Raw genomic sequence first — 22,421 nt, 5'->3', positions numbered from 1 at the left:
GGAAACTCTATGCCGAAAATTTTAGTAGTAGAAGATGAGGAGCCAATTCAAAAAATATTGCGATTTGCTATGGAACGAGAAGGCTATCAAGTGATTTCTGCTGAAGATGGTGTACGTGCAGTGCAATTGGCTCGCGAAGAAAAACCGGATTTAGTATTACTGGATTTAATGATACCTGAGAAAGACGGTTTTGAAGTATGTCGAGAGTTAAGAGAATTTACAGCTGTACCCATCATCATGTTGACTGCACGGGATGCGGAAGTTGACAAAATTTTAGGTCTTGAACTGGGTGCAGATGATTATGTAACCAAGCCGTTTTCTACTCGTGAATTGTTGGCTCGTGTAAAGGCAACGTTACGACGTGTTGAACTTGAGAGGGATATGCATGAAAAAGAAGACGGTCATTTACTTTATTTACATGATATTGTCATTGATTTGGCCCACTATGAGGTGCGTAAGAATGGTACTTTAATACCTCTCACACATAGAGAATTTCAGTTGTTAGCGTATCTCGCTTCAAGGCCAGGTCTGGTCTATACCCGAGAGCAATTGCTGACTGAGGTGTGGGGTATGGACTATGTGGGGGATGAGCGTACGGTTGATGTGACCATCCGGCGTTTGCGTGAAAAATTAGAAGAGGATGCAAGTGCTCCTGAATATGTGCTGACTCGGCGCGGTGTTGGCTATTATGCGCGAAGATAGGCGTTTTTGGCGAAGTATTCGTTTTAAGTTAGTGACGGTCTCTTTATTGCTCGTACTCTTTTCTTTAGAGCTCATCGGAGCTTATTTTGTGCGTACGCTTACGACATCTCTCGTTCAGAGTGAGACACAAACTGTAGAAAATCAGGCTCATCTTATGTCCATATTGGTAGCTCCGCAACTGGAAATAAGTAATTCGTCACATAACAAACATCCACTTGATACATTGACTTCCATGTTATCGTCTCTGCCACAATTTATGGGTGGTTCGGTCTATATTCTTAATCGTGACGGATTTGTGGTAGATACTTCTGCAGGAACAGCATTGATTGGTCAGCAGCGCACAGATTCAGTTTCCACAGAGGCTCTTTTGCAGCACAAAACGGTAGCCGCCATTCGGTTTGATCCTCTTTCAAACCAGCATTTATTAACCGTTGCTGTACCTATTTTGTATAACAACCGATTTCTTGGCGTGGTGGAATATGTTGTCCCCATCCAGTCTGTATATAACACTGTCCATGAGGTTACAAAGATTTTTTATACCGGATCGGCCATAGGTTTAATGTTAGCAGCTCTGCTTGGTATTTTACTGGCGCGAACCATTACTCGTCCTATTCTAGATGCGACACGTCAAGCCCGTGTCTTGGCCAGTGGAGATTTCAGTCGTCGAGTGCATGTGGGTGGCGATGATGAATTTGGTGATTTGGCGACAGCGATTAATGATTTGACGACTAAATTGGAAGATGCTTTGCAAACAAACCAGCGGGAACAGGAACGTTTGCGAGCCATTATTACTTCGATGGGTGACGGCGTGGTTGCTTTTAATCCAGAATGGCAACCGCTTTTCTTAAACGAAGCGGCACGGCGTATGTTGCAATTGCGCACAAACGATAGCAATGCTGCGATACGGCTTGGCTTGACAGAAATGAAAGAAGATATACGGGAGAAGATTTGGGTTCGAGAAATTGGTCAGAGTATTCTTCATGTTCACGTGACAGCGCTTCAACAGCATCAAGAACGCCAAGGCTATGTCGCGGTGATTCGAGATGTGACAGAACAAGAGAAACTCATACAAGCGCAACGAGATTTTGTAGCCAACGTTTCGCACGAATTGCGAACACCGCTAACCTCGGTTAAGTCTTATATTGAAGCTCTTCGCGATTTAACACCAGATGAAGAAGATGTCCGACAAGATTTTCTACAAGTTGTCAGTGATGAAACAGATAGAATGGTCCGTTTGACGCGAGATCTATTGCTTTTATCCGGTTTATCCAAGGATTCGCAGCGTCCAAGGGCAGTTACATACATTACCATGGAACGTTTGTTTGCTTTTGCCGAGCAGCGGTTCCGTATACAGGCAAATGCGCGCGAGTTAACTTTTATAGTTGATCCCGCTCCACCCGCTACCTTGTTGGGTGACGAAGATATGTTGCATCGCGTCTTGGACAACCTTCTCTCTAATGCTTTTAAATATACCCCTGCAGGAGGAATTGTTTGCCTGTCAGCTCATATAGAAAATGCGGATGAAGTAGAAATTATAGTTTCTGATACAGGTATAGGCATTCCACCAGAAGACTTACCGCATGTTTTTGAACGTTTTTATCGAGTGGACAAAGGGCGTAGTCGTCGATCGGGTGGTACTGGTCTCGGGTTGGCGCTGGCCAGGGAAATTGTTGAGCGCCACGGTGGTACCATTGATATGGAAAGCGAAGTCAATCGAGGCACAAAGGTTCATTTGCGATTGCCGATGGTCAAAGATAAAGGGGTTGGCCAATATGAATAAAAATTGGCTCGCACACATTCGTACCCTTATTTTAGTTGTTTTAGTTGGGCTTTCACTGTTGTTAAGCTATTGGCTGTGGGTAGGAGATTTTCAAAACGCAACGGAAGTTGGTATTGGTGAACCTTTGCCATTGGCAGCAACCGAGTATCCCATCGCGAGCCAATTAGGTCGTCCGTATCGAATTATTCTCAGTCAACATTCGGCAGCAAGTTTAAGTGTCGCTTTACCGGAAACTCATAGTTACAATCAATGGCTTACATTATTGCAATCAGTGCGTGTGACTGCTTTGCAGGAAATCCCAGCTTTCCCCAAGAGAACCTTGGACGAGGTGGAATATGATTTTGGCGTGCCTCTGTCTGCAGCACTTTTACAACAATGGGTACCGAATATTGAACCGACAGGGTATGTGCAATACTCAGGGTTAATTTTATTGTATCAGACAAGCTCCAATGGGCCTGTATGGCTTGGATTAACCAGCGGCGGAGTAGACTACGAAGCGCAAACCAACTTATCGACTGTTTCACTTTACAATCAAATTACGGAAGCCGTCAGGGCACAACCGTGGTCCATTTGGACTACCGTACAAAGTAATAATGACTTGCCAGGCTCCTATACCCAATTGAGTACGAGCACTTGGACCACCAATGCGATTTCGCTTCTGCCTGTTGTTCATTCATTTTTTGTCAATCCTTTAGTCGTAACGCGAATTCAGGAAGATAATAACACTACCCTTTGGACGGATGGCAGTCGAGCCGTGCAATGGACGAAGCATCCAGATGAAATTACTTATCAAGATCCAAATGCAAGCGGCAAACGAATTGAAAATCTGGATACCTTGGAACTAGCCGCACGTTTTGTGCGCGATCACGGTGGAGGACCTAATAATCTGATTGCGACACAGGTGCAGTCCAATGCTTCAGGAGAAACCATCACTCTAGTGCCTTATGTTGATGGTTTGCCCATTTTAAACGGATCGAACGACTATCAAGTAGTCATTCGAGCGGGCAGAGTCGTGTCCTTCAGTCGTCCTTTGTACAATTTGGCCAGTGAAATAGATTCAACCCGAGGAAATGCTTTAAATGGTTGGCAGTTGTTGAATGTCTTAAAAACGATTTTAAGTGTTCAACAAATCAAACAGATACAACAAATTCAACTCGGCCTTGATGAGCAAGATGAAGGTTCAATCGTATCTTTAATTCCAGCGTATTTTGTACAATTGCCGAAAGGGCAGCAGCTTATCATTGACGCTATAGATGGTCATGTTTTAGGAGGGGATCTGCCGTGAATTGGGAGGTCGCAAAGAATTGGCTGATTGCTGCCTTTTTGATTTTAGATCTTATTCTTGGCTGGCAATTATATGAAAGTCATATTCAAACGTATGGCTATGTCGAGTCCTACAGCGATCTTCTTGCCAATACGAAAACGGTATTGGCTGATCACGGTTTTACTCTCCAAGCGCATGTTCCAGAGTCACAACCAGAGATGGTTACTTTTAAAGCCAATTGGATTACGCCCAAGTTAGATGAATTAGCCAAAGCAGTTTTTCCAAATGGAAAAATTCTCTATACGTCTACTACACAGATTCAAGATTCCGAGGGTCAAATCAAAGTGCGAGGTGAAACTTGCCAGATTCAATTTCAGCCTCCATTGCAAGGGATACAGCCTGTGGATCTGTTGAAGACAGCTTTTCATGGACAGTTGTATACATTTGATAAATATTCATCGACGCAAAATATATCCGATTATCTGGAAAACTACAATAATTTTCCGGTTTTTGATGTCCATATTCAAATTCGAACAGGTTCACATGGTGAAATTTTAGGTTATAGTCAACAGGCCATTCACCATATCCAGCCGATTGGCCGACCCAAACCTGTCATATCAGCGATTGATGCGCTCAATAGTCTGGCAGAATCGGTAGACAAGACCTACAGTGCCACAGATAATGTGATTTTAGGTATACAATTAGGATATGCCAGAAAAGTTGGAGTAGGAAAAATTTCTAGTGGACACCTGGGACAACAACTCTGGTTTCCGGTTTGGCGCATTATTACACCCAGCCAGTCTTATGACGTCAACGCTTTAACAGGTGAAGTAGATAATGCATCGAGTGCGTCAGCTTGACGCAGGATGGAGGATTCACTCTTTGTTGTCTGTTAGTGTTTTAGCGAGTGGTAGCAGTGGAAATGCAATTTACATATCTACAGAACAGACTCGTTTGTTGCTTGATGCGGGTATTAGCGGTAAACAGATTTCCCAACGATTAGCTACCGCTTGCCAAGTGGATGGTTCGCAAATAACGGCTGTACTGGTTACCCATGAGCATGTCGATCACGTTCGCGGCTTAAAACAGATACTCAAGCTCTCTCAAGCACCACTCTATACGACGGAAGGTACATATGCGGAAATTGTGTCAGGAATAAGCGGAAATCACATTCATAAGGTTGTACGCGCAGGAGAAGTTTTTAGTATTGGCGATATTCGAATTACGCCTTTTGCTGTTTCACATGACGCAGAAGAACCGGTAGCATATCGGTTTGATGCAGGAGACGAAAGTCTGGCTGTAGTCACGGATCTCGGTTTTGTCAGTGACTCGATTAAAGATGTGATTGCTGGCTGCGACACCTATGTTTTTGAAAGCAACCATGATGTAGAGATGTTGCGAGCTGGTCCGTATCCTTGGTCTATCAAACGGCGCATCCTTGGCGATAAGGGTCATCTGTCCAATACGGATGCTGCAGAGGCATTGATTGATATTATCGGTCAACAAGAAGTAAAAGTTTATTTGGCTCATTTAAGTGAAGAGAACAATCAGCCCGATTTAGCTGATTTAACAGTTTCGAGTATTTTACAGGAAGCGCGATCGACCTATCAAGAACAGGTCTCACTGTTACGGACAAGTCGCTATGAACCGACGATACTGACTCCTGTGTCCGCTAAATGCAACGCATAGGAAGTGTCGGTCTGAGACACGCTAGAGGGAGAATTCGAAGAGGCAATCATTGCCGAATTCTCCATCTGGAGGGTGTCTATGATGAGTCAGCGCCATGTTCAAAGAATGAAAAAATGCTTCTTGGCTTTAAGCAGCGTATCTACATTTCTTTGCTTGAGCCCGGTGGTTTTTCATGCAGAAGCTAGTGCCCAATCCATAGCGATTTCTGGCGGCTACACAAACAATATCACTGACGCGGTGAAACGTGTAAAACCAGCCGTAATGGGAATTGTCAATTATGCGCAAATCTCGAACAACATTACTCAGCAGACCAAAATTGAGCCCGCTGGTGTGGGAACAGGGGTACTTTTTTACAAAGACAGCGAGTACGGTTACGCCGTAACGAACAACCATGTGGTAGAAGGTTCTGTTAAAGTGAGCGCAGTCTTAGAGTCGGGAAAACATATTCAAGCGTCTGTGGTAGGTACCGATCCATATACAGATTTGGCGGTTATTCGACTCCCAGTTACAGAAGTACGAGGAATTCAGCCTGTGACTTTCTGCAATTCAAATGATCTGATTGTGGGTGAACCTGCGATTGCTATTGGAACGCCAATGGGGTTAGATTTTGCTGATTCGGTGACAGCAGGTATTGTGAGCGCTGCCAAGCGTATTATGCCAGTTTCCGAACCTGAGACGGATCAGGTGCTCGATTATCAAGCGGTGATACAGACAGATGCTGCTATCAATCCAGGTAACAGTGGAGGGCCTTTGGTCAATATTCGCGGACAGGTCATGGGTATTAACAGCAGTAAAATTGTAGCGCCTGAGTTTGAAGGAATGGGTTTTGCCATCCCCTCCAATGAGGTTGTGACCATTGCCAATCAATTGTTAAAGACAGGCCATGCTATTCATCCCGCGCTAGGCATTGAAGGATATTCGTTGGCTACTCTGCCAGAGCAGTGGTGGCCGGATGTGCCTGTTGATTATGGAGTATGGGTGAAGGCTGCTATTTCTCCTGAAGCTCGTGCTTCCGGATTGCAGGAGAATGATGTGATTGTGGCTATGGATAATCATCCGGTAAAAACCATGGCTGATTTGCGTACGCATCTTTTTCAGGAGCATCCAGGCGATGTAGCTCAACTGCGAGTATATCGGGGTAGCCGCGAACTGAATCTTAAGTTGAAAATAGGTAAAATGGATACGAAATTGACAACAGCCAGCCCCAATTCCATCATTCCAAGTTCTTCATCGGATGATGATGTCGATCCGTTTTTGCAGGGAGCCCCCGAATATGGTCCAAATTTCTGGAGCACTCGCTGATTTTAGTTTCTTTGGTATACAGGAAACATGTTGGACTGGTTTAGGCTGCTGTCATAGAAAGAGAATTTTATGAGGTGGCCTGACATGCAAATTTGTATTCTTTCTGTGGGGAAGATCAAAGAGAAATTTTATCAGGAGGCGCTTGCAGAATATGCAAAGCGCCTTAACGCTTATGTGCAATTGGAAATATTGGAAGTCGATGATGAGCCATGTCCAGAACATTATTCTGCGGCGGATAAAGAACGGGTGCTGCAATTAGAAGCAAAGCGTTTATCTCGACATCTCCGGCAAAGAGACGGCTTAGTCTTGTTGGACATCTTAGGGAAAGAGCTGACCTCTGAGAAGTGGAGTCAACAATATCAAGAACTTTGCGGGCGTGGATTTGGGCGCCTGGTCTTTATCGTGGGGGGCTCACTAGGCGTTCATTCGGAAATACGTGCGCGGTCTGATTTTCGATGGTCTTTTGGACCATTAACTTTGCCACATGCGCTGGCCCGTGTTGTACTTCTAGAGCAGCTATATCGGGGTATTCGTATTCAACGGGGTGAACCGTATCATAAGTAACGGTATACTCACTTAAGCGTTTCATCGGTGAATTCATGTCATCCTCCACAGCTTAAATGATCGATAGCTGCCGTTTTACGCTGTCACTTCTTTGGGGCGATCGCGATCGGGCAAAATCCAATGAATAATCAGTCCTGCAATGGTGGCATAGGCAATGCCGTTATTGGGCTCTCCCACGCCTATAATAGAAATGACTGCGACGATGATTAAATTTTTGGTTCTTGTTAAATCGACTTTCTCCTCAATCATATGCCGAATACCCATGGCAGCAATCATTCCATAAAGCAAAATGCCAATTCCACCCATGACAGCAGCAGGTATGGTTTCAATTAAGCCGCCAAATTTGCCAAGCAGTCCTAATATGATGGCAATTACTGCAGCGCCTTCTATTAATCGGCTGGAGAATTGGCGAGTCATGGCAAGTACACCGAGATTCTCGGCATATGTCGTTTCGGCGGGGCCTCCAATGAGCGCTGAGACAAGAGTGGCGACACCGTTTCCCAAGAGAATAGATGAAAAGCCTGGATCTTTCGTCACATCGCGTCCAATAATTTCATTTAATACAAACATATGACCAATATCTTCAATCATGGTTACTAGTGCGATGGGAGCCATGGAAAGTACCACAGTCCAAGTAAAATCTGGCATGTGAAAAGTTGGTGTTTGTATCCAGGGAGAAGCGTGGAGTTTTTGAAATGATACATATCCTCGCAATACGGCATAAAGGTAACCAACGACAATTCCTACTAATATAGGTAAAAGGCGTAATTGTCGAGTTCCTACAATTGCCGACAAGATGGCGGCTACAAGACTGACAATGGCCACATCCCAATGTGTATTGGCTTCGCTTGTAATCGCAGTTTGCGCTAAAGAGAGACCAATTATTGCAACTACTGGACCTACAACGACTGGTGGAATCGCTTTGCGGATTTTGTCAAAACCAATCGTAGCTACCAGAATCGTAAAAATAAAATAAACAATGGAGACACTGATAAGTCCGGCTGCTGCTTGATTAGGAGCATGATGTTGACTGACAAATAGCGCCAATGGAGCAATAAAAGCGAATGAAGAGCCTAGATAAGCTGGCACTTTGCCCCTTGTAATCAGATGAAATAACAGAGTTCCTACGCCACTTGCAACAAGAGTCGCTCCAGGATTTAAACCGGTAAGCAAGGGGACTAGGACTGTTGCGCCAAACATTGCAAAGACATGTTGGAATGAGAGCGGTAAGCCGCGGAAAAACGATCGCATCCTAATTACCTCCAAAGTACACAAATTGCCACAAGTATACGGTTTGGACAAGTATTCTGCAAGATGAATTAGAAAATCTTTTGTAAACCGTCCTTTGGTAAAAAACTACTGTATGCTTGTTCGTATCTTTTCGCATGATATTTCTGCTCTTCTGAATTGATTTTAGTCAGAGAGAATGATAGTATAAAAAATGCGTAGCAAACAAAAAATAAGTAGTGGAGGTAAATGAAGTATGAATACACAAACTCAGCAACCATTTGATTTCTATACGGCACTTCGTAACCGTCGTTCCATCTATGCCTTAAGCAAAAATTCTCCTGTTTCTGATGCTCGGATTCAGGAAATCATAGAAGAAGCCATTAAACATACACCTTCCGCCTTTAATTCACAAAGTACTCGCATAGTACTTTTGCTGGGTAAACAGCATGACGAATTGTGGGATTTGACGACGGACGTATTGCGTGGAGTTGTTCCTGCTGATCAATTTGCTTCTACTCAGCAAAAAATGGATAGTTTTAAATCAGCATATGGAACTGTGCTCTATTTTGAAGATTGGTCAGTAATCGAAAGTTTGCAAAAACAATTTCCCTTATATCAAGATAATTTTCCTGTCTGGGCTCAGCATACGAGCGCAATGCATCAGCTTGTGATTTGGATGGCGCTTGAGGCAGAAGGATTGGGAGCAAGTTTACAGCATTACAATCCTCTTATTGATGAGAAAGTAAAAGCAGAATGGAAGTTGCCAGAGTCTTGGCGATTGATTGCACAGATGCCATTCGGTAAGCCAGAGCAACCTGCTGGTGAAAAACAGTTCAATCCTATTTCTGAGCGAGTAAAAGTTTTTAAGTAAGTTTTATATTCAACACTGTTATGTTTTTATTGAGGATGTCACGATTGTTTCAAAGTTTGTTCTGAATTTTAATTGGAGAACAGCCTCCTTTTCACTCTTAGAGTTTCAGAGTTGATGAGGAGGCCCTTTTATCGATAATTTTTGATTGGATGTATTAGCTTGGAGTTTTTTAGATCATCCTATATGAACCAACTCAATGAATGGGTAATTCTTAATCGTGTAGAGTGCGTGAGCCCTTGGCAGTGTCTTCTTGTTCGAGATTTTGTGTTTGGTGGGGTTCAGGTTTGCGTTTTTGAACTCGAGAACTATGTCCGGCTTGAGAACTGGTACTGACGGAATTTGCTTTTGGATAATTATACGTTTTACTGTTACCCATTTATATCGTCTCCTTTGTTGATTGATCGTTGGCACACTTTCACTTTGTCTCCGTACAAGTTTTTCTATACAGACTAAACAGACTTGTTTCTACCAGTGTTGGATGGTTTCCATTCGTCTCTCATAATCGATACCAGTCATGTAATTTTGATACAATGTTGATAAGCAATCGTTTTGTTTTGAAAGCAGATGGATTTGCTTGAATAGGATTGGAGTCATTTTTGGCAATATGTTTTTTGAAGTTTGGGTCATGCGTGACCATGAGAGGGCTGCATAGGCATGATGCTCATTCATCTTCTTTATATTGTAACATTTTCCATTGATTTGGTGACTGCGGGGGTCATTATATTCCTTGAACGACGAGATGCTGCAGTAACTTGGGCATGGTTAATGGTTCTTTTGTTTGTTCCTATTGGTGGTTTTTTGTTGTACTTATTACTTGGAAAGAAATTAAATGGAGTAAAAATGTATCGGATTCGTCGTATGCAGAGAGAGTTTGTAAATGCGATTGTTGAAGCTCAAAAGACGAATCTCCGTGAAGGAAATATTGAATTTTACGATCCGTTTGTTCAGCGATACCAAGACCTTATTTATATGAATTTAGTCAGTAGTTATGCTGTTTTTACCCAAGATAATCGGGTGGAAGTGTTTTACGATGGACAGAGTAAATTTATTTCTTTATTAGATACTATTCGACAAGCGAAACATCATATTCATTTAGAATACTATATTTTTCGCCCTGATCGACTAGGTAGGCAACTTGTGTCCGCCTTGATTCAAAAAGCGAATGAGGGTGTTGAAGTCAGAGTTTTATATGATGCTGTTGGTAGTAAAGGATTGCATATGGATTTTTTTGGCGATTTGATTCAAGCAGGAGGATATGTTGCCCGCTTTTTTCCTTCTATTTTTCCTTTTTTCAATCCGCGTATGAATCATCGAAATCATCGTAAATTGGCGATTATTGATGGCAGAGTGGGTTATATTGGGGGATTTAATATTGGTGATGAATATCTTGGCCGTGATGTACGATTTGGAGCTTGGCGTGATACACATTTGAAAATTGAAGGGACGTCTGTGTTGGAAATGCAGGCTCTCTTTTTGATGGACTGGAATTTTGCCTCAAAAAAACGTCTTCGTGTAACGGATGACTATTTTCCTCTTCAACCTGATACAGGTGACGTAGGAGTTCAAATTGTTTCTAGTGGACCAAACAGTCGTTCAGAAACGATTCGAAATGCTTATGTAAAAATGATTTATTTAGCCAAACGGCAAATTTTAATTCAAAGTCCTTATTTTATTCCTGACGAAAGTTTGTTGACTGCACTAAAGACAGCGGCTCTTTCTGGTGTTGATGTAAGAATTATGCTACCTGATAAACCTGATCATTACTTGGTCTATTTTGCTTCGCGCTTTTATTTGGCGGAGCTTTTGGAGGTAGGCGTAAAGTTTTATTTGTATAAAAACGGTTTTTTACATGCCAAAACGGTTGTTATCGATAGTGAATTAGCATCCGTTGGCACTGCAAATCTTGATATTCGCAGTTTTAAATTAAACTTTGAAGTTAACGCTGTTTTGTATGACAGTCGAATCGCATGCCGGTTGGCGGAACTGTTTTATACGGATATTGAAAAAAGCTCTGAGTTGACTCGTGAGTTATATCAAAAACGTCCACATGCAGTTCGAATTGCTGAATCATGTGCCCGCTTGCTATCCCCCATTCTTTAATATGCCTTAACTAATGATTTGTACGGGTGTTCCATAATGGATGATGGAATAGACTGTCTTTGCGTTAATAATGGGTAGCTCTACGCAACCGAGACTTTGTGGGAAGCCGTAGGATGCGCGAATGAATCCATGGACAGCGTCACTATGATAGAAGTAATTGATAAAGGGTACTCCCGGATCGTCATAAGGAGTTCCGTTGGGATTGGTCCCACGCATGGTTTGTTCTTTTAATCGTAGATAGACTGGCCAGATACCGTTGGGCGTTGGACTTGCTGCTATTCCCGTATTAGCTAAACTTTTAAAAATGGGTTGACCGCTCTCCCACACTTGTAAGGTTTCAGGCTTTGTTTTTTGTACTTCAATATAAGTGTATGGTTGGCTGTTCTGTTGATGATGTAACAATGCTTGGTAGAGTGCTTGATTCACTTCTGGTCCGGCTATTCCATCCACAGCAAGTTGGTGTTGGTGTTCAAAACTCATGATTGCCCCTTGTGTAATGGCTGTCGCTTTGTAAGGATTCCAATCGTTTTGTAGGGCTTCGGGATAGTTCCCTTTCCAAGACCACTGCACTGATAGTATGGGTTCTAACTGATGATGGACGAGTTGCGTTGCAAACTGACTTTCGATCATTTCATCATTTTCTGTATCGTTTGTTGGTGTTGTGTATGTGGCCGCTGTTGTGCTTTGAAGGTCGGAAGTTTGTGGGTCGTTCCATGTCACAGGTAAATAACCTAATAAGGCTAACGCTTCGTTATACCATAGTGCTTCATTGCCAGTCATTCCTCTCGTCAGGAGGGGAATCGTTTTTGGTTTTATAACGTCTACCTTGACTTTAACATGGGTATCGATGGGTTGGGTTTTTGCGTTGCCAGATATATCGGTTGTTGTGTGTGCAGATTTTAACGTTTCCCATGTGGAGCATCCGCTTACTGCACATATCGTAAGTGTTGTCAGAAGTAATGTAATGATTTGCGCCAATTTTATTTTCATACAAGGCACCATCCTAATTTCGATGTAAATATATGTATGATGACAATGTGGAAAGTGTAACAAAGACAGGACGTCAAATACTGTCGAAATTAAGTTTGCGTAGTGTAAAATTATGCAGAATGCTTGTCTGTCTTTCTTATTTCTTTCTGTCTAGGGTTGAGGTTTATAGAGGTGGTGAATATTTGTTATTGCGTGAAAGAGATTCTCGCTGCAGATTAAGAGTGATTTGTAAAGACCAACCAGGCATTATCAAATCTATTTCTGAATTCCTGTTCCTGCATGACGCTAATATTGTGGAATCTAATCAGTACACGAGTGAAGATGACAACTTGTTTTTTATGAGGATTGAATTTGAGATACCTTCAGTTGGAAGTTTAATTTATTGTTTACGTTCTGAGTTTGCTGAGATTGCGGATAGATTTGTTATGGATTATCACTTTGAACTCTCCAATCGTCGCAAACAACTTGTTATTTTTGTTTCTCGAGAGGAACATTGTTTACGAGAATTATTATGGCAATGGGAAATAGGTCACTTGCATGCGGATATTCGCATGGTGATCAGCAATCATGATGATGCTCGTTTTTTGGTTGAATCTTTAGGGATACCTTTTCATTATTTGCCTGTTCGTCCAGACACGAAAGCAATGATTGAAGAAAAACAACTTAACCTCATTGGAAAGCAAGTTGATTTTATTGTCTTGGCTAGATATATGCAGATTCTTTCCCCACATTTTTAGCGGCTTTTCCTAACCGTATCATTAATATTCATCATTCTTTTTTGCCGGCATTTGTAGGTTGTAATCCGTATGAACAGGCTTATCATCGTGGTGTAAAGTTAATTGGTGCGACTGCCCATTATGTGACTGAAGAATTGGATGATGGACCTATTATTGAACAACAGGTTTTGCGGGTTAGCCATAGAGATTCAGTAAATGATCTGAAACGAATTGGTCAAAATGTGGAACGTTCCACATTATTTCAAGCTGTGAAGTGGCATGTGGAGGATCGGATTCTTGTGCATCGTAATAAAACTATTGTACTAGTATGATGATGATGCAGTATGTTCTTAAAAAGGGGTGTATAAAATGTCGTCTTTGCAGGATATGGTTGGTGTTTCTTCGCAACCTGTAAAAAATGAGGTTGAAAAGGGAGCTATTCGAAAATTCGCTGAAGCGATAGGAGATGACGATCCCGTTTACCGGGATGAGGAAGCGGCAAAAAAAGCAGGTTTTCCTGCCATTCCGGTTCCTCCTACTTTTTCTCGTACATTTGATTACGGAGAGATACCTGGTCTTGAGATGCCTAAAGCTGGGTTAATACATGGTGAGCAGAGATTTACATACCACAAACCTATCTATGCTGGAGATGTAGTTTTTTGCAGTCGTAAATTGTTAAAAGTGCGCGAGAGCTCAGGTCGACTAGGTAGCATGACATTTTACATGTTTGAAGCTGAAGTTAGGAACAGTGCTGGAGAACTCTTGTTGGTTGAAAATTCAACAGTTATTCGTACGGGAGGTGCTAAGTGATGAATCCTTTATTCACGATTGGGCAGGAGTTACCTCGTTTGATCAAGCCGCCCATAACGAAAACACAACTGGTTATGTATTCTGGTGCATCAGGTGATTTTAATCCCATTCATACGGTGGACGAGTTTGCAATTGAAGCGGGCCTTGGTGGAGTTATCGCGCATGGTATGCTGACCATGGCTTTTGTGGGACAAATGATTAAGGATACGGTTAAGCCTTATCAAGGCCGAATTTTACAGTTTGGGGTTCGATTTCAGGAAATGGTTCGGCCTGGGGATGTTGTTACTTGTAGTGGTAAAGTAACAAAAATAGAAGAGCAAGGTACGGAATATTACGTTGAGTGTGATATTGAAGCTCATACTCAGAATGGAGCTCGTGTTGTAGCAGGTTCGGCTACTTTTATGGTTCCTCAGCAGTAATAATTTTCTTTTTTCTAACCTTAATGAATGTTCTTCATTCATTAAGGTTTTTTATTTTGATTTCACTTTTTTTCGATAACGGGTTTAGGGGTTAATTAATATATGAATTTAGTAGTTAACTAGTATATTCATTTATTTATTAACCCATAAATTCATAAATGCATTGATGTTTGACGATAATCTAGCACAATCTCTATAATGAGTGGTAGGTAGGATAGTGATTACAGAATGACAGTTTTGCTGGACAGAGGAAAGAATGATTAAAAGGAGAGCAGCCCATGGCCAAGGAATCCAATATGAAAGAAACACAACTCGTTATCGCTGTCGACAATGGCAATAGTTTTGTTAAGGCAGCATATGAAAATATTGATCAAACTTTCATGTTTCCCAATGTAATTTTCCAATCGGATATCAAACGAAAAGTGATTCTAAACCAAGGCTCTCCCATAGAAAATTTAGATGTCGAAATTGTCTCCCCAGCGATTCCGGAAGGGGCAGGAAGAAATTATCACGTGGGTGTCTTAGCATCTCGAAATGCTCGCGCCCAATCCATTGTTGGTTATCGGGCAGCCCAGATGAAATCGCAACGAGTAGAGACGCTCATTACAACGTTAACCGCCATCGCTTATGCAGCTGCGCAAAAACATGCGCAAGATATCCAGAACGGAGTTAAAAAATTACGAGTCGATGTACAGCTTGGTATCGGATTACCTATAGCAGAAGTGGGAGAAGCAGCACTATTTGAAGAAAAACTGACAGCCGGAATTCATACCGTACAATTTAAATCAACACCCGAGTATGCTGGAGTTGTAGTTGAACTGGATATTGCGCTGCCTGATGGAGTAAATGTTGATAACGTGGCTGGTATTATTGATATTGCCAGTGAAAAAGGGAATTCACTCGCCAACAAAGCTTTTGGAGTGGCTGATCTCGGTGGAATTGACCTGGATATTGCATTTTTTCGACCAGGTTTGCAACTTGACGACTATACTTCCACAGGATTTCGAATTAATTTAAACGACATTGTCACTAAAATTCGCAAAGATTTTAATACTGCTATGGGACAAGAGTATTTAAGCAGTGATGTCAATGTAGTAGAAAGATTGGTTCATAAAGATTATGAAGTACGATGGCAGGGTTTGGTTAAAGGAAGTATTGCTGATATTGCAAATTTGCACTTAAGCGAGTTGGCCCGAGAAGTACTGGATAGAGTACTTGATGCGTGGGCAGCTGCACCAGAAGCGGAAGAATTTTTATTTATCGGTGGCGGATCGGCCATACTCAGCCCCTATATAAAAGAGTTAGACCGACAAGGACATCCACTTCGTTTTGATACACCAGAATTAGCACAAATGCGTAATTTGCGTGGAACTTTCCGCTCTTTAGCGACCGCTTTGTCGCCAGCTCAAATGGAAATAGCTTCAGCAGAGGCTGATAAAGCGTGAATGAGCGGCGAGAGCGGCGTCGCAGGGAAAAGACAGTTCGTCATGGAGATTTGATTCATATTTATATTGCGTCTGACACGCCGCAAGAAGTTGTAAATTTTATTAATCAACTAAAGAGCGAAGGCGATTTTAGCTACGAGATATTGAGAATTGTGGAGCAACATCTAAAACAATCGAGAATCATGACAAGTGATACAACGGTAGACAAAGTGAAAGAAAACATAGCCATGGAGGCTTTAGAATCGATACCCGTTAGAACAGATGAAAAGCAAACAAATGTAACTCAACCATCAGTGGAGAATAAAACGCTAAATCAAGTCACAGGGGGAGAATCCATTACAGCTTCGACAGATGAACAATCAGTTAGCCAATCGCACACGGCAGAAACTCCTGCAAGTTTACCCATGAAGGCAATAGAAGCGCTTCGTCGCCAGCGTATGGCACTCGTTCAACAGGCACCACGTCAACAAGAAAATTAATTCAGTCATCATCCCTGAGTTTCAGTATACTTTGAATAGAAGAAGAGGAAACGAGGGGAGATGACGATTGATATGAGATTTACAGAAATGTTGTATGAGAAACCGGATATACAGGAGATGGCGGGAAAGTTTTCCCTATTAATAGAAAAGTTTGAGGGTAGTACATCTGCGGAAAAACAAGATGAAGTTTTGGAAGAAATACAACGATTGAGAATGGACTACAATTCTCGGCAGTCGTTGGTCTACATAAGGCATAGTATGAACACCGAAGATGAATTTTACAAAGAACAGCAGGCATATTTTGATCAGAATGGCCCCATTATGGAGGGGATGATTAATAAATATTATCAGAAACTCATCAATACACCATTTCGTCGTGAACTAGAGCTCAAATGGGGAAAACAGCTTTTCCGAATCGCAGAAAATAGTGTAAAAACATTTGATGAATCCATCATCCCGTATTTACAAAAAGAAAATCAGCTTATAACAAGTTATCAACAATTGATGGCAGCAGCCAATATAGAGTTTCAAGGCCAAATACTCAATCTCTCGCAGCTAGGTCCCTACGTTCAGTCAACGAATCGCGAAACAAGGAAAGACGCACAAGAAAGCTTGTGGAATTATTTTTTAGAAAGAGAAGAAGATTTAGATAATATTTATGACGAATTAGTCCATGTTCGACATGAAATGGCCAGAAAACTTGGCTATCCAAGTTTTGTGGAACTCGCCTATGCAAGACTGAATCGAACAGATTATGATGCCGCAATGGTAGCCCGCTTTAGGCGTCAGGTTAAACAGGAAATAGTACCCATAGCAAGCAGACTCCGTGAGGAGCAAAGAAACAGACTGCAACTGGAGAACCTTCGATACTATGATGAGTCGTTGACTTTTGCTAATGGAAATCCCCATCCACACGGAAACGCAGATTGGATTATAGCTCAAGCAGCTCAAATGTATGAAGAACTTTCTCCTGAAACGGGGCAGTTTTTCCGCAATATGCAGGAGAACGAATTAATGGATTTGCTGGCTCAGAAGGGAAAAGCGGTAGGTGGGTACTGCACGGTAATTCCTAAATACGAAGCCCCCTTTATTTTTGCTAATTTTAATGGCACTTATCATGATGTGACTGTACTGACTCATGAAGCTGGGCATGCTTTTCAGAGTTATATGAGCCGAAAATTGCCGGTACCTGAATATTTATTTCCAACTTTAGAAGCATGTGAAATCCATTCTATGAGTATGGAATTTATCACATGGCCCTGGATGGATAACTTCTTTGCAGAAGATGCGGATAAATTTCGCTATAAACATCTATCAGAAGCGCTAACTTTTATTCCATATGGCGTGGCAGTAGATGAATTTCAACATCAAATCTATAGCGAACCCAATCTATCACCAAGGGAACGCAAAGAAATATGGTTGAACATAGAGAAAGAATATTTACCGCATCGAGATTATGAAAATAATCCATTTCTTGAGGCGGGTGGATATTGGCAGCACCAAACGCACATCTACACAAGTCCTTTTTTTTATATTTATTACACCTTGGCTCAAGTGTGTGCGTTTCAATTTTGGAAAAAAAGGCAAGAAAATCCCGAAGAAGCCTGGAAAGATTATTTGCGCATATGCAGGGTAGGGGGAAGTCGTTCCTTTCTCGATATTGTTCGAGAAGGAAGGCTGATGTCACCTTTTCAAGAAGGGGCAGTAGCATCCGTCACAGCACCTATAACTCGTTGGTTAGATAGTGTGGACGCTAGTCGATTTTAGATTGACTAAGGTTTGACAATCTGCGCGTTGGAACAAGAATACTCCTGATGTTATCCATGTTGAATAGGACTGCCCCATGGAAGAACGAGTGGGACAGTCCTATGCTGATGATAAAAGTCGTATTCGTCTTTACAGGTTTATTGGCGATGTTTTCCTACAAGCTGTTCGATTTCAGAAACCGTTTTGGGAATAGCTTGTGACAAGACTTCGTGTCCGTTTTCAGTTACCCAAATATCATCTTCAATTCTTATACCAATCTTCTCCTTGGCAATATACAATCCAGGTTCTATGGTAATCACCATACCAGGCGCCAGGGGAACATCGCGATCGCCCACATCATGTGTATCCAATCCCAACGGGTGACCGACGCTATGGTAATAATATTCGTCAATCTCATCCTTCGATTTTGCGATTCCCAAACGAACAAGAGATTCGGCTAAAGAATCTTTAGCCACTTGATTCAGCACAGACCAAGTGACGCCGGGACGCACAGCGGCAATCACTTTTTCCTCCGCTTCAAGAACCGCTTCATATATAGCCTTTTGGCGTTCAAAAAATTTACCGTTGACCGGAAAAGTCCGCGAAATATCAGCCGCATAGTATCCGCTTGAGGCTCCTAGATCGAGCAAAACGAGTTCGCCATCTTCGGCAGTTAAGTCGTTACTGACATAATGAAGGATGGTAGCGCGCTCACCAGAAGCAACAATGGGCGGGAAAGCGTGTTCTGAAACGCCGTGGCTACGAAGTGTAAAATCAAAGTAAGCCTCCAGTTGATATTCTTTCATTCCAGGTTGGCTGTGCGCCCAAAGATTTTGAATAGCCTCGTTAGTAACAGCAATGGCTTTACGAATTTCTTCAATTTCAGCAGATGATTTAATCAAGCGCATTTGACTCAATGTATAGTGTAAATTGCGAATCGTCAGTCCAGGATAGTTACGTTGTATGGTGTTTGCAAAGCGGTGTGAAAGGCTGATGGGCTCCTGTTGTAATTGGTTTTGATCAAAATCCAGGTAGCAATATTGGAGATTTTGCCAACTCAACATACGTCCGAGGATATTTTCGAATGATTCCCTAGGCTGGACATCATCGATATGACTGAGTGATTTCACGGTTTCAGGAGTCATATAGAAACCGACCCATTTTTCTAAATCAGGATTAGTTTTAGGTGTAAACAGGGTCTCAGAGATTTTTCCATTTCTTTTGCTGATCAGCAAAATCTGATTTTCTCTGTTGCAGCCCGTCAAATAATAGAAGTTGCGATTGACACTAAAAGGATAATCATGATCTTCCGATTGAGGAATACGGGTTCCAGAAAATAGCAAAGCAAAAGAATTGTCCTCCATTGCAGCAGCTACTGCTGCACGGCGTATTTTTCTGTCTTCCAAATGACCCACGAAGTTTGCCTCCTTAGTATATTCTAGAAATCAAAACGGTAGGGAAAATCGGTTCAGGTAAAGTTGGGTGGAGAGAATAAAGGCTTGTTAGAAGAACCGAGCAAATTTTGAGCAGCAGCTCGAATGAGAGCTTCTGCAGTTGCCAAGTTGGTTGCCACAGGAACATTATGTACATCACAAATGCGCAAAAGTGCAGAAATATCAGGCTCATGCGGTTGAGCAGTTAACGGATCGCGCAAAAAAATGACCATATCCATTTGATCTGTAGCAATCAATGCACCAATTTGTTGATCGCCACCAATTGGGCCGGACTGCAGTCGTTCGACCTGCAGGGATGTAGCTTCCATGATTCGTAAACCTGTTGTGCCTGTAGCGAAAAGTTGATGTTGAAGGAGAAAAGGTTCATAGGCAACTGCAAAGTTGACCATCCAGTCTTTTAGATTATCATGGGCAATCAATGCAATTTTCATCATGGCATCACCGTCCTTTTTGGTAGAATGAAAGTAACCAACTTGTCTCTTTATATGAATTCCACATGTGAGTCATTCAAACCTTTCAAACAAATCTAACGTACAGCTACTCGGGAGATTTCATCGTCTTGCCATATCTTATTGGCATTTTCAATGAGTTGTATAACCGCTTTCTCTCCAAACCGTTCTTCAATGCCTTGGTATGCAGCGACCAGTGCAGGAGGGCGGGCGTTGGTGTTATGGCTGTCAGACGCAATGACGCTGGCATATCCGGTCTCCAGCAAAGTCCATGCCAGACGATTCACAGGTCGATCCGCTTTGGCGGAAGGTATAAAACAGCTGGCAGTTAATTGGAAACTAGCGCCAGTAGCTAACAGTTGATCGACTAAGTCAAATGACTTTTGCAATTCAACAAGTCTTTCAGGATGGGCAATAATGGGGTGCAATCCTGCGGATGTAACACGTTTCACAAATTGCAGAGTAGTTTGAGCGAGTCCAAGGTTGGGAAGTTCCAGAAGAATGTAATGCGTGTCTCCGAGGCGGGGCCAATCACTATCTTTTAGCCGTTCCAATTGTTGCAGATGGACGCGCATTTCAGCACCCAGTTGAAGTGCGGGCCATGCTGATTTTTGAGGAGTGGACTGCAGAAGATCATAGGCTGAAGTCATTTGCTGAAGAGAGACTTCAAAAGAGGGAGAAAGATAGTGGGATGTGCAGAAAATTCGATCGACCCCTACTGCATGCATGGCTGTCAGTAGATGTTCGGTTTCTTCCATATTTTCTGGACCATCGTCAAGATTCGGTAAAACGTGTGTATGAATATCTGTTATCGTATAATGCTTGTACATAATTTAATTTCGTTCCTTTCTATGGATGATCTGTCCAGCAGAACGGTTCCAATCGGGGATATGTCTTTTCGACAGACCTCGACATATTTCTTGGGAAATGATTAAATTCTATCTACGCTCGTGAAACGAGGAGATAAACATGGACCAACCGATCCAACCTATTGTGGACGCACTGAGTCGGCCATTGAAAGATTTGCGGATTTCAGTCACTGACAGGTGTAATTTTCGCTGTACCTATTGTATGCCAAAAGAGATTTTCGGATCGAATTATTCTTTTCTTCCCCACGAGAAAATCTTGACATTTGAAGAAATTGAGCGGTTGGTAAGGATTTTTTCGCAGCTTGGTGTAGAAAAAATTCGCATTACCGGGGGAGAGCCCTTATTACGTAAAGATCTTGAAGAGTTAATCCATAAAATTGCGCTTGTAGATACCATTCGCGATATTGCCTTAACTACCAATGCGTCCATGCTTACGCTTCAACGCGCACAACGTTTGCGAGAAGCAGGTTTAAAACGTTTGACAGTTTCGCTGGACTCTTTGCAAGATAACATTTTTGGCAGCATGAACGGAGTAAGGTTTCCGGTTCAGCGTGTGCTACAGGGCATTCAAGCAGCAAAAGAAGCCGGTTTTACGTCAGTTAAAGTAAATATGGTTGTTCAAAAAGGGAAAAATGACAACGCAATCATAGAGATGGCTGAATATTTCCGGGGTACGGGCCATGTTTTGCGCCTTATTGAGTACATGGATGTAGGTACCACCAATGGCTGGAGTCTGCAAGATGTGGTTTCCGCAAATGAGATACTGTTGAAAATTTCTAGTCGTTGGCCACTTGAACCGATACCAGCGAGATCGCCTAATGATGTAGCCAAACGTTACCGTTATCTGGATGGGGAAGGTGAAATCGGCCTGATTACCTCAGTCACTAACCCCTTCTGTCATGGTTGTTCGCGAGCGCGACTTTCTTCAGATGGAAAAGTTTACACTTGTTTGTTTGCGGCTGATGGATTAGATATCAAAACACCCATGCGCGAAGGTGCTAGTGACAAGGAAATTAAAGAAATATTGTGTTCGCTGTGGCAACACAGGCGAGATCGATACTCAGAGATCCGTACGGACGCTACTGTCGCTTTGCCCAAGGTCGAGATGTCCCGTATCGGGGGATAATTGTTGTTCTAGCTCTTGCATCCGCGCAGTACGTTCTGACAATTCATTTTCCAGTTGGCTACATTTGCGACGCAGACGCAGTTGTGAAACGAGTCCAAAACTGCCTACAATTATGCCGCCTGCAGCAGCGGAACCGAGAATAATCAGAACAAGTGGAACATAAGCAGTAGCAAAGAGAAAGTTAATAGGTTCTTGATGGACATTGATCACCGCAAAAATAGCTACAATGACAGCAAAAAGTAGAGCTAATATCAATCGACCTTGAATTTTCATGATAGAATCACCAGCCTTTCTTCTAATTTTTTCAGAAGGAAGTCATATTTAACTTAGATGAGATATGAACTATTGTACCGAAAAGAGGCACAGACATGTGCTGAAGTTGAAAAAATATTGGCACGTCTGGAGCGGTTTTCTGC

General features: G+C 42.3%; 21 protein-coding genes and 1 pseudogene. 16 read left to right on the top strand and 6 right to left on the bottom strand.

The genetic code is table 11. The features are described from left to right. Positions 1-9: 9 nt before the first annotated feature. The 7 genes from BUA75_RS09555 (at position 10) to rlmH (ending at position 7,301) form a co-directional block, all read left to right on the top strand. Complete coding sequence (locus BUA75_RS09555) at positions 10-702, top strand: response regulator (protein WP_072874381.1); 693 nt, start codon at positions 10-12, stop codon at positions 700-702. Next, positions 689-2,482, top strand: coding sequence for an ATP-binding protein (locus BUA75_RS09550; protein WP_072874416.1), 1,794 nt, complete (start codon positions 689-691; stop codon positions 2,480-2,482). Before BUA75_RS09555 ends, BUA75_RS09550 begins: the two co-directional genes overlap by 14 nt. Continuing rightward, positions 2,475-3,767: a two-component system activity regulator YycH gene (locus tag BUA75_RS09545; RefSeq protein WP_072874380.1), complete on the top strand. Its 1,293-nt coding sequence runs from the start codon at positions 2,475-2,477 to the stop codon at positions 3,765-3,767. The genes BUA75_RS09550 and BUA75_RS09545 overlap by 8 nt, the downstream gene beginning before the upstream one ends. After that, a complete protein-coding gene (gene yycI / locus BUA75_RS09540; protein WP_072874379.1) occupies positions 3,764-4,606 on the top strand; it encodes a two-component system regulatory protein YycI in 843 nt (280 codons plus the stop codon). Before BUA75_RS09545 ends, yycI begins: the two co-directional genes overlap by 4 nt. Further along, the gene (locus BUA75_RS09535; RefSeq protein WP_072874378.1) at positions 4,584-5,435 is read left to right on the top strand and encodes an MBL fold metallo-hydrolase; all 852 of its coding nucleotides are present in this window, start codon (positions 4,584-4,586) and stop codon (positions 5,433-5,435) included. Before yycI ends, BUA75_RS09535 begins: the two co-directional genes overlap by 23 nt. 81 nt (positions 5,436-5,516) lie before the next feature. Beyond that, the gene (locus BUA75_RS09530; RefSeq protein ID WP_242650290.1) at positions 5,517-6,737 is read left to right on the top strand and encodes a S1C family serine protease; all 1,221 of its coding nucleotides are present in this window, start codon (positions 5,517-5,519) and stop codon (positions 6,735-6,737) included. Between the two features lie 84 nt (positions 6,738-6,821). Beyond that, the gene (gene rlmH, locus BUA75_RS09525; protein WP_072874376.1) at positions 6,822-7,301 is read left to right on the top strand and encodes a 23S rRNA (pseudouridine(1915)-N(3))-methyltransferase RlmH; all 480 of its coding nucleotides are present in this window, start codon (positions 6,822-6,824) and stop codon (positions 7,299-7,301) included. A 75-nt stretch (positions 7,302-7,376) separates the two neighbouring features. Here the strand turns inward: rlmH and BUA75_RS09520 are convergent, their stop codons facing one another. Beyond that, the gene (locus BUA75_RS09520; RefSeq protein ID WP_072874375.1) at positions 7,377-8,552 is read right to left on the bottom strand and encodes a solute carrier family 23 protein; all 1,176 of its coding nucleotides are present in this window, start codon (positions 8,550-8,552) and stop codon (positions 7,377-7,379) included. A 232-nt stretch (positions 8,553-8,784) separates the two neighbouring features. Here BUA75_RS09520 and BUA75_RS09515 point away from each other — a divergent pair, with 232 nt between their 5' ends. Then, a complete protein-coding gene (locus tag BUA75_RS09515; RefSeq protein ID WP_072874374.1) occupies positions 8,785-9,402 on the top strand; it encodes a nitroreductase family protein in 618 nt (205 codons plus the stop codon). 654 nt (positions 9,403-10,056) lie between these two features. Beyond that, a complete protein-coding gene (cls, locus tag BUA75_RS09510; protein WP_072874373.1) occupies positions 10,057-11,502 on the top strand; it encodes a cardiolipin synthase in 1,446 nt (481 codons plus the stop codon). Positions 11,503-11,508: 6 nt separating this feature from the next. Here the strand turns inward: cls and BUA75_RS09505 are convergent, their stop codons facing one another. After that, positions 11,509-12,492, bottom strand: coding sequence for a L,D-transpeptidase (locus BUA75_RS09505; protein WP_072874372.1), 984 nt, complete (start codon positions 12,490-12,492; stop codon positions 11,509-11,511). 119 nt (positions 12,493-12,611) lie between these two features. Between BUA75_RS09505 and purU the strand changes: the two are divergent. From purU to BUA75_RS09475, 6 genes and pseudogenes are all read left to right on the top strand, one after another. Further along, positions 12,612-13,540 (top strand): annotated as a pseudogene (purU, locus tag BUA75_RS09500) (formyltetrahydrofolate deformylase). A gap of 37 nt (positions 13,541-13,577) precedes the next feature. Then, complete coding sequence (locus BUA75_RS09495) at positions 13,578-14,018, top strand: MaoC family dehydratase N-terminal domain-containing protein (RefSeq protein WP_072874371.1); 441 nt, start codon at positions 13,578-13,580, stop codon at positions 14,016-14,018. Beyond that, complete coding sequence (locus BUA75_RS09490; protein ID WP_072874370.1) at positions 14,018-14,437, top strand: MaoC/PaaZ C-terminal domain-containing protein; 420 nt, start codon at positions 14,018-14,020, stop codon at positions 14,435-14,437. The genes BUA75_RS09495 and BUA75_RS09490 overlap by 1 nt, the downstream gene beginning before the upstream one ends. Positions 14,438-14,715: 278 nt before the next feature. Next, on the top strand, positions 14,716-15,882 hold the full coding sequence (locus BUA75_RS09485; protein WP_072874369.1) for a ParM/StbA family protein: 1,167 nt from the start codon (positions 14,716-14,718) through the stop codon (positions 15,880-15,882). After that, complete coding sequence (locus BUA75_RS09480) at positions 15,879-16,361, top strand: hypothetical protein (RefSeq protein ID WP_072874368.1); 483 nt, start codon at positions 15,879-15,881, stop codon at positions 16,359-16,361. The genes BUA75_RS09485 and BUA75_RS09480 overlap by 4 nt, the downstream gene beginning before the upstream one ends. A 72-nt stretch (positions 16,362-16,433) precedes the next feature. Then, positions 16,434-18,128, top strand: a complete 1,695-nt coding sequence (locus tag BUA75_RS09475) for a M3 family oligoendopeptidase (protein WP_072874415.1) — start codon at positions 16,434-16,436, stop codon at positions 18,126-18,128. Between the two features lie 137 nt (positions 18,129-18,265). Here the strand turns inward: BUA75_RS09475 and BUA75_RS09470 are convergent, their stop codons facing one another. From BUA75_RS09470 to BUA75_RS09460, 3 genes are all read right to left on the bottom strand, one after another. Further along, complete coding sequence (locus BUA75_RS09470; protein WP_242650289.1) at positions 18,266-19,522, bottom strand: aminopeptidase P family protein; 1,257 nt, start codon at positions 19,520-19,522, stop codon at positions 18,266-18,268. A gap of 53 nt (positions 19,523-19,575) precedes the next feature. Continuing rightward, entirely contained in the window at positions 19,576-19,992 is a 417-nt protein-coding gene (gene mgsA / locus BUA75_RS09465; RefSeq protein WP_072874367.1) for a methylglyoxal synthase, read from the bottom strand. Positions 19,993-20,087: 95 nt separating this feature from the next. Next, positions 20,088-20,840: a tyrosine-protein phosphatase gene (locus BUA75_RS09460; RefSeq protein WP_072874366.1), complete on the bottom strand. Its 753-nt coding sequence runs from the start codon at positions 20,838-20,840 to the stop codon at positions 20,088-20,090. 139 nt (positions 20,841-20,979) lie between these two features. Here BUA75_RS09460 and moaA point away from each other — a divergent pair, with 139 nt between their 5' ends. Further along, complete coding sequence (moaA, locus tag BUA75_RS09455; protein ID WP_072874365.1) at positions 20,980-22,005, top strand: GTP 3',8-cyclase MoaA; 1,026 nt, start codon at positions 20,980-20,982, stop codon at positions 22,003-22,005. Here the strand turns inward: moaA and BUA75_RS09450 are convergent. Continuing rightward, positions 21,940-22,278: a LapA family protein gene (locus BUA75_RS09450; RefSeq protein WP_072874364.1), complete on the bottom strand. Its 339-nt coding sequence runs from the start codon at positions 22,276-22,278 to the stop codon at positions 21,940-21,942. The two genes, moaA and BUA75_RS09450, sit on opposite strands and share 66 nt — an antisense overlap. Between the last annotated feature and the right edge of the window lie 143 nt (positions 22,279-22,421).

It is taken from the genome of Alicyclobacillus tolerans (assembly GCF_900142255.1).
GTDB classification, from domain to species: Bacteria; Bacillota; Bacilli; order Alicyclobacillales; family Alicyclobacillaceae; genus Alicyclobacillus_I; species Alicyclobacillus_I tolerans.
The sequence above is the reverse complement of the archived record's forward strand: the minus strand, read 5'-3'. Positions and strand labels throughout refer to the sequence as shown.

Coding starts and splice junctions, on each gene's coding strand:
- BUA75_RS09555 (WP_072874381.1), top strand. CDS start 10: ATGCCGAAAATTTTAGTAGTAGAAGATGAGGAGCCAATTCAAAAAATA.
- BUA75_RS09550 (WP_072874416.1), top strand. CDS start 689: ATGCGCGAAGATAGGCGTTTTTGGCGAAGTATTCGTTTTAAGTTAGTG.
- BUA75_RS09545 (WP_072874380.1), top strand. CDS start 2,475: ATGAATAAAAATTGGCTCGCACACATTCGTACCCTTATTTTAGTTGTT.
- BUA75_RS09535 (WP_072874378.1), top strand. CDS start 4,584: ATGCATCGAGTGCGTCAGCTTGACGCAGGATGGAGGATTCACTCTTTG.
- BUA75_RS09530 (WP_242650290.1), top strand. CDS start 5,517: ATGAGTCAGCGCCATGTTCAAAGAATGAAAAAATGCTTCTTGGCTTTA.
- rlmH (WP_072874376.1), top strand. CDS start 6,822: ATGCAAATTTGTATTCTTTCTGTGGGGAAGATCAAAGAGAAATTTTAT.
- BUA75_RS09520 (WP_072874375.1), bottom strand. CDS start 8,552: ATGCGATCGTTTTTCCGCGGCTTACCGCTCTCATTCCAACATGTCTTT.
- BUA75_RS09515 (WP_072874374.1), top strand. CDS start 8,785: ATGAATACACAAACTCAGCAACCATTTGATTTCTATACGGCACTTCGT.
- cls (WP_072874373.1), top strand. CDS start 10,057: ATGATGCTCATTCATCTTCTTTATATTGTAACATTTTCCATTGATTTG.
- BUA75_RS09505 (WP_072874372.1), bottom strand. CDS start 12,492: ATGAAAATAAAATTGGCGCAAATCATTACATTACTTCTGACAACACTT.
- BUA75_RS09495 (WP_072874371.1), top strand. CDS start 13,578: ATGTCGTCTTTGCAGGATATGGTTGGTGTTTCTTCGCAACCTGTAAAA.
- BUA75_RS09490 (WP_072874370.1), top strand. CDS start 14,018: ATGAATCCTTTATTCACGATTGGGCAGGAGTTACCTCGTTTGATCAAG.
- BUA75_RS09485 (WP_072874369.1), top strand. CDS start 14,716: ATGGCCAAGGAATCCAATATGAAAGAAACACAACTCGTTATCGCTGTC.
- BUA75_RS09475 (WP_072874415.1), top strand. CDS start 16,434: ATGAGATTTACAGAAATGTTGTATGAGAAACCGGATATACAGGAGATG.
- mgsA (WP_072874367.1), bottom strand. CDS start 19,992: ATGAAAATTGCATTGATTGCCCATGATAATCTAAAAGACTGGATGGTC.
- BUA75_RS09460 (WP_072874366.1), bottom strand. CDS start 20,840: ATGTACAAGCATTATACGATAACAGATATTCATACACACGTTTTACCG.
- moaA (WP_072874365.1), top strand. CDS start 20,980: ATGGACCAACCGATCCAACCTATTGTGGACGCACTGAGTCGGCCATTG.
- BUA75_RS09450 (WP_072874364.1), bottom strand. CDS start 22,278: ATGAAAATTCAAGGTCGATTGATATTAGCTCTACTTTTTGCTGTCATT.